The organism is Microcoleus sp. M2_D5, from assembly GCF_036701935.1.
Lineage (GTDB): Bacteria > Cyanobacteriota > Cyanobacteriia > Cyanobacteriales > Microcoleaceae > Microcoleus.
In genome coordinates, this window is sequence record NZ_JAUBRP010000077.1 from 24481 (window position 1) to 30871 (window position 6391).

Consider the following 6391-nt stretch of genomic DNA (forward strand, 5'->3'; position numbering starts at 1 on the left):
TAGTTTTTTAAAGCCATGACTCACAATACTTTCACTTACAGGCATTCCGAGTTGCCCGCGATTCGACCTGAAATCAAAGCCGAAACTGTAGCTCTCGACGTGCACATCGCCGATTTAATTCTCAAAAGCCAAGGCAATTACCGCGAACTAGAAGAGTTAGCAGAAATGCTAGACAGCGCGCTAGACAGTTGCGAACTGAACCTCAAATCAATTCGCATAGTTCCCGACAGCTATCAAGAAAAGTCAGCCGGCGGGATGCTCGATTTGCCTTTCGAGCAAAAGGAGCTCATTTACACTCAGCTCGCAGCGTTCGCAGCCGTTATGGAATCTTTCATGAATGTAGCGGGGTTAACTCGGGACGAGGCGAACTTAGCGATTTTTCAAGCGATCGAGCAAAACATCCCATCCCCGACAGAAGAAGAAGTTAATGACACTTTACGCAACTTGATCGAATCTCAAATTGAGGAAAGGGCAACAGGAAGCTTGACGGACAAGATGAAGATTCTCGCGGCACACAAACTGTAAATTCCCACAAAAATAGCGGCTAGTTACACCCTAGTCGCCATGAGCTTGGTGTCTTGACTATCCACCGTATCTACTACCACCTTACTATGAACGCACGAACTCAAAACAAGCACGTTACCGAGTTAGTCAAATTGGCAAAACAGCAATTTCACAACTTTAGCGACGCAGAGACTCAAGAAGTTTTTCTCACTATAAAAGAAGCGAAAGCTAGAGGATTGCTGCGAAAACAGCCTCCCGACAGATGCTTGAATCAGTATGTCAACGCTGCAAACTACTTATTGCGAACTTATTCAACAGATGATTTTGCAACAGCTCTAACACAAAATATTGACTACCTCTACGCCTACATTGCCTTAGTTGCGACAAATTCCATCGTGACAACCGCCTGAAGATGGCCGCTCGGACTCGGCGGCCGAAACTCCCCTTTGATAAGGGGGAGTCGCGGATCGATTCCAACCCGATTCGTCAATTGAAAAGGCTGCGGCTTAGGGCTTTCTAAATGAAGCAAGCTCATTGAGGCTTTCCGAACTTCATAAGCTCGGTCACAGCCTAATTAATTGTTGTCTCGCGCACTTTGAAGCTTTAAGAGTGAAGTAGGCTCATTATGTGGCCTTTGGGTGATTCATAAGCTGCTGCTGCGAGATTTGGAAACCTCACCCTTAAAAATGGAATGACGCAAATTATTGGCTTGGATATTAGCAAGGCCTCGGTTTCGTGCTGCTTAATATCAGAAAAAATTGACGAACCTCGCGAATTTTATTACCGCTACAATTTCCACAAATTTGCCGCTACCGCGCACGGAATTAGTGAACTACTTGCACTAATTGGATCGAAAAATCTGGAAAACACGATCGCAATAATGGAACCCACGGGGATTAATTATCAGATTTTGTGGGGGACTCAGCTTGCACGGGCGGGGGTAGAAGTGCGGCTTGTCGGGCATAAAGAGTTAAGGAGTTTTCGCGAACACCACTTGGGCTTACCCGACAAAGACGACGATGCCGATGCGCTGGCTTTGGCAATTTACGGCTGGGACTATCAAGATGCGCCCCGCCGATTTGTCCAAATGCGCGATCGCACGATCGTACAAATTCGTCGGTTAGTGCTCCGGCTCGCGCACCTTAACCGCGTACAAAGTCCGATTATCAACCGCGCCAGACAAGATTTAGCTTGGCAGTTCCCAGAAGCGGCACTGATTAAATCGCTTCGGTCGGGCGAGAAAGTTCCGCTCTTGTGGGGCTGGCTGTGCTGCGAGCGACAGTCTGTTAAATACGATTTGCTGCTGGAGCGGTCGATCGGACTGGGGATAACTGACGAACTGAGGAAACACGCCGCCCGCATTTGCGATTTGCAGCGAGAAGAAATGGTACTCGAATTTGAATTGTCAAAACTTGTGGGTGAACCGCAGTTTTTACCGTACCGCAAAGTGTTTGCGCGTTTTGGATTTGGCCGCCGCGTTGAAGCTTTGTTACTTAGCCAGATTTACCCGTTTGAAAACTACCTCGCTGCCGACGGCAAACCGGATGTAAAAATTCGTAAGGGGCGAAAATCGGGCAAACCGACCAAGCGACATTTATCGCTTCGCAGATTTTGCAAAGCTCTTGGCTACGCGCCGTCGCAAGAGTCCAGCGGCGACCTACAAAAATCTAAAGTTGTGGGCGGTTCTGATTTGTGCCGCCGCGCTCTCTGGCAGTGGATTTTTACGCGGGTGGAAGTGCGCCGCTGCCGTATGGCCAATGACATCGGCGATCGGCTCGGCGAGATTATGGATTCTGAAAAAGCCAGCGGTCGGCCGGTGCGGTTGGTGCGATCGCGTGTAGCGGCCAAAGCGGTTAAGCTGTTATTCAAAGAATTGGTGCAGGAACTCGTTCACTGCAATCTAAAATCCAAAATCCACGATCCAGAATTGCTAGAGTGAAGTTCGATCGCTCTACGCACAAGTCTCCCTATGCTGAAACAGCCAAAACCTCAATATTCTGTAGCCTGGATTAGCAAAATAGGCGAAATCCCGCAAGCGTCGTGGGATGCCCTAGCGATGCCACTAAAAACTCCATTTCTGGAATGGGATTGGCTGAACAATCTCGAAGTATCGGGCTCTGCGACAGGTAAAACCGGTTGGCTGCCGCATCACTTGACTGTCTGGCGAGACAAACAGTTGATTGCTTGCGCGCCACTTTATGTCAAAAGCCACAGTTACGGCGAATTTGTATTCGATAATCAGTGGGCGGATTTAGCTCAACGTTTGGGTATTCAATATTATCCCAAATTGATGGGAATGACGCCGTTTACTCCGGCTGAAGGCTATCGGTTTTTGATTGCCGAGGGGGAAGATGAAGACGAGTTAACGGGAGTAATGGTAAGCGCGATCGACCATTTTTGCGCTCGCCACAATATCTCCGGCTGCAATTTCCTTTATGTCGATCCCGAATGGCGCGAAAGAATGGAACGCCACGGTTTCAGCGGTTGGCTGCACCACAGTTATATTTGGCAAAATCAAGGCTATCAAAATTTTGACAATTATTTAGGCGCATTTAATGCCAACCAGCGCCGCAATATCAAACGCGAACGCAAAGCAGTTGACCAAGCTGGTTTGTTGGTAAAAACGCTGACTGGCGATGAAATTCCCCAAGCTATGTTTGCTCAAATGTATGCTTTTTATGAGAATACTTGCGACAAATTTGGTTGGTGGGGAAGCAAGTACCTGACTAAGCGATTTTTTGAACAGTTGCACCACAATTATCGCGATCGAGTTTTATTTGTAGCAGCCTACGACAAGGAAGATGACAGACAGCCGATGGGTATGTCTTTTTGTTTGTATAAGGGCGATCGACTGTACGGGCGTTATTGGGGCAGTTTGCAGGAAATTGACTGCTTGCACTTCGATGCTTGTTACTATACGCCGATCGAATGGGCGATCGATCGGGGCATCCAAAGCTTCGATCCCGGTGCCGGCGGCAGACACAAAAAACGGCGCGGCTTTCCAGCTACGCCAAATTATAGTTTGCACCGATTTTATAACAACCGTCTTGCCCAAATTCTCAAGTCTTATATCGGTCAAATTAACGAAAGAGAACAGGAAGAAATTGATGCAATCAACGAGGATTTACCTTTTACTAAGTTACCTCCTTTGTTACTCGGCGAGTGACGATTGACTGGGAATTTGGAATTGGAAACTTGGAATTAGTAACAGCCCATCGGTGTCAACCTAATACTAAAACCCTGTGTATATCTCGTTTGTATCGAAGTTTCGATCCCCCTAAATCCCCCTGGTCGGTGGGGAGTAGGGGTTGACTTTGAATGCTCTTTCCCCTTTATTAATGGGAGTTAGAGGGGAGGTAAGAATACTCTTTTCCCCCCTTATTAAGGGGGGATCTAAACTCAACTATAAACGATATTGATTATGGATTTGAGTCTTAAGTTGACACGAATGGTAACAGTCAACAGTCAACAGTCAACAGTCAACAGTCAACAGTTAAACTAATTCAAAATTACCTTGCCATCTTCCTGAATTTGCAGCGATTTTGTATCAGCCTCCAACTCAGTTGTCGCGCCGAAACTGACTTGCAACATTCCCGGCATCGCGGTTGCTTGGGGGCGAACCAGCACCAATCCGCCGTCTGGGCGCTGATAAGTGAGGGTGATGGGCACTTGGAGGGCTTGAAGCAAAATTTCGGATTGTTCGCCCAGAGTGCGCGGCTGGGTGACGCCTACGATTTGATAATTGATGACAGCATTGGTGGTATTCACCAGTTTAATTACTATCATGCCTTCGGCAGGCGTAACTCGCGCACTGGGCATGGGGAAGCGGGCAGGCGCGTCTGTTGGTGTAGAGGGCATCCCGCTGGGGCTCGGACTCGCAGCCGGAGTTGGTTGGCTGACGGGCTCTTCAGTGGCTGCGGGAGTTTCTGCGGGTTGGGAAACGGGTTTTCCTTGTTGGGGCGGGGGGCCGCCTGCCTGGGAAATTGTTGCGAAACTAACGAGTAAACCGACGCCGGTGGCTGCTAGCAAGCTGATTTTTTTTAACGGTAGATTGTGGTGAAACATAAATAACTCCTCACAAGTTCGATCGAGGTTTTCCAACAACGTTTATGTTAATCTATGGCGGAAATGAGTTTTAATAGCTGGGTTTGGGCCAGAGGTAGGAAGAATAAGGGTTTGAGGGGTAGATTTTTTTTTAACCGCAGAGGGCGCAGAGGGCGCAGAGGAAGAGGGGAAGAGGGGAAGAGGGGAAGTTTTACAGGCGAGATGCTTCTGATTTGTGGGCGGGGAGGGTGACGGTAACTGCGGTACCTCGATCGACTTGGCTGTCTATGCGGATTTGGCCGCGGTGATTTTCGACAATTGCTTTGGCGATGGCTAATCCTAAACCGGAACCGGCGGCGCTGCGGTGGGTGCGGGCGGGATCTGCGCGGTAGAATCGATCGAATAAATGCGGCAGGGCTTCTGCGGAAATTCCGATGCCGGTGTCTGTTACTTTTATTTGCAGTGCTGGATTTAACATCGCCGAATTTCTTTTGTTTTTGGCTGCAAGTTGCAATTCTACTTCTATTTCGCCGCCAGAGGGCGTGTACTGCACGGCGTTGCTTACGATATTGGTAAACAGTCGCGCTAGTTGATCCCAGTCGCCCAACAGTGTAAAGTTGTCGTCAGCGTTGGGCAGATCGACAATTTCTAAAGAAAGAGAGAGATTTTGGGTTGTCCCGATCGCCTGTTGTTCTTCAATTACTTCCATCAGCAAAGCATCGAGGGGAACTTCAATCCACTGCTGCTGCACGATACCGCTGTCTTGTCTGGCTAAAAACAGCAAATCGTCAACCAAGCGCCCCAAACGGCGGGTGAGGCGTTCGATAACTTGTAGCTGTTGATGCTGCTGCGGTTCGATATCTGGTTCGGCCAAAGCTACTTGGACGTTAGTTTGAATAGTGGCGATCGGATTTCTGAGTTCGTGAGAAGCATCAGCGGTAAACTGTTTGAGACGCCCGTAAGATTCCCGCACCGGTGCCATCGCCAATCCCGACAGCAGCCAGCCAATAGCCGCAACGCAAATTAGAGTTAAACTCGCGCCCAAAATCAAATCGAGAATTAATTGGCGGATGGGTTTTGTCACTTCAAACCAAGGATGGCTGACTCGCAAATATCCCAGAACTTGGCGGCCGATTTCCACTCGCTGCGTTACTTGTCTGAGGGAATAGTTTTGATCGGACTGTGACTTATTATTAATTATCCAAACTGTTTCGCCGGTGCGGTTAGCGTGAATGGGAATATTCAGGGGTTCTGATAATGTAGACCACAGCAATTCGCCCGTAGGACTGAACCATTCTAAATCAATGTGGTCGTCTTCTACTGCATCGGTGCTATCTCGAAAACTGGCTTGAATATTAACTTGTAACTTCTTTTTATCTTTGGTAGCAGGCAAACTTAGCGGTTCGATAACGAGAGTTCGCTCTATTACTTCTACAACATGATTTAGGGTGTCGTCAATGCGATCGATTAAAGTATTGCGGACGTAGAAATAGAAACCTGTGGCGAATACAAGTAACAATACAGCAGTAACGGCAGTGTACCAAATAGCTAGGCGGCGGCGGGTAGCTTGAAACATATTGCGAAGGAAGTTCGGCAACGGATTGTGTAATTGATTCAACTGATTTAACTCATATGTTGCACCATTCTCAATTAGCCTTTTCGGAACAGGCTTTCCGGCCTGTTCCACAAGACAATCTATTCTTTGTGGAACAGGCCGGAAAGCCTGTTGCTGACAATGGTGCAACATCTCAGTTTAACCAATTTAATAAGGATCGCGAATTAAATAACTTATAATTTTAATTGTTATTGTGGGATGGGCGTCCCGCCCGTCCACTCATGACGG

General features: G+C 48.0%; 6 protein-coding genes. 4 read left to right on the forward strand and 2 right to left on the reverse strand.

Annotated features, from left to right (window positions below; genetic code table 11):
* Positions 1 to 15: 15 nt before the first annotated feature.
* The 4 genes from QUA50_RS24425 to QUA50_RS24440 all read left to right on the forward strand — a co-directional run bounded on the left by QUA50_RS24425 (position 16) and on the right by QUA50_RS24440 (position 3670).
* Positions 16 to 525: a hypothetical protein gene (locus QUA50_RS24425; protein WP_333259502.1), complete on the forward strand. Its 510-nt coding sequence runs from the start codon at positions 16 to 18 to the stop codon at positions 523 to 525.
* A gap of 86 nt (positions 526 to 611) precedes the next feature.
* The gene (locus QUA50_RS24430) at positions 612 to 914 is read left to right on the forward strand and encodes a hypothetical protein (protein ID WP_333259500.1); all 303 of its coding nucleotides are present in this window, start codon (positions 612 to 614) and stop codon (positions 912 to 914) included.
* 281 nt (positions 915 to 1195) lie between these two features.
* Positions 1196 to 2443, forward strand: coding sequence for an IS110 family transposase (locus tag QUA50_RS24435; protein ID WP_333259497.1), 1248 nt, complete (start codon positions 1196 to 1198; stop codon positions 2441 to 2443).
* 30 nt (positions 2444 to 2473) lie between these two features.
* A complete protein-coding gene (locus QUA50_RS24440; RefSeq protein WP_333259495.1) occupies positions 2474 to 3670 on the forward strand; it encodes a GNAT family N-acetyltransferase in 1197 nt (398 codons plus the stop codon).
* Between the two features lie 332 nt (positions 3671 to 4002).
* Here QUA50_RS24440 and QUA50_RS24445 read toward each other — a convergent pair whose 3' ends face one another.
* Positions 4003 to 4569 carry a hypothetical protein gene (locus QUA50_RS24445; RefSeq protein WP_333259493.1) on the reverse strand — a complete coding sequence of 189 codons (567 nt, stop codon included), beginning with the start codon at positions 4567 to 4569 and terminating at the stop codon, positions 4003 to 4005.
* Positions 4570 to 4759: 190 nt separating this feature from the next.
* Positions 4760 to 6124: an ATP-binding protein gene (locus tag QUA50_RS24450; RefSeq protein ID WP_333259491.1), complete on the reverse strand. Its 1365-nt coding sequence runs from the start codon at positions 6122 to 6124 to the stop codon at positions 4760 to 4762.
* Positions 6125 to 6391: the final 267 nt, after the last annotated feature.

Bases quoted from the DNA above. Each gene is read 5' to 3' on its own strand.
- QUA50_RS24440 (WP_333259495.1), top strand. From the start codon at position 2,474: ATGCTGAAACAGCCAAAACCTCAATATTCTGTAGCCTGGATTAGCAAA.
- QUA50_RS24450 (WP_333259491.1), bottom strand. From the start codon at position 6,124: ATGTTTCAAGCTACCCGCCGCCGCCTAGCTATTTGGTACACTGCCGTT.
- QUA50_RS24435 (WP_333259497.1), top strand. From the start codon at position 1,196: ATGACGCAAATTATTGGCTTGGATATTAGCAAGGCCTCGGTTTCGTGC.
- QUA50_RS24425 (WP_333259502.1), top strand. From the start codon at position 16: ATGACTCACAATACTTTCACTTACAGGCATTCCGAGTTGCCCGCGATT.
- QUA50_RS24430 (WP_333259500.1), top strand. From the start codon at position 612: ATGAACGCACGAACTCAAAACAAGCACGTTACCGAGTTAGTCAAATTG.
- QUA50_RS24445 (WP_333259493.1), bottom strand. From the start codon at position 4,569: ATGTTTCACCACAATCTACCGTTAAAAAAAATCAGCTTGCTAGCAGCC.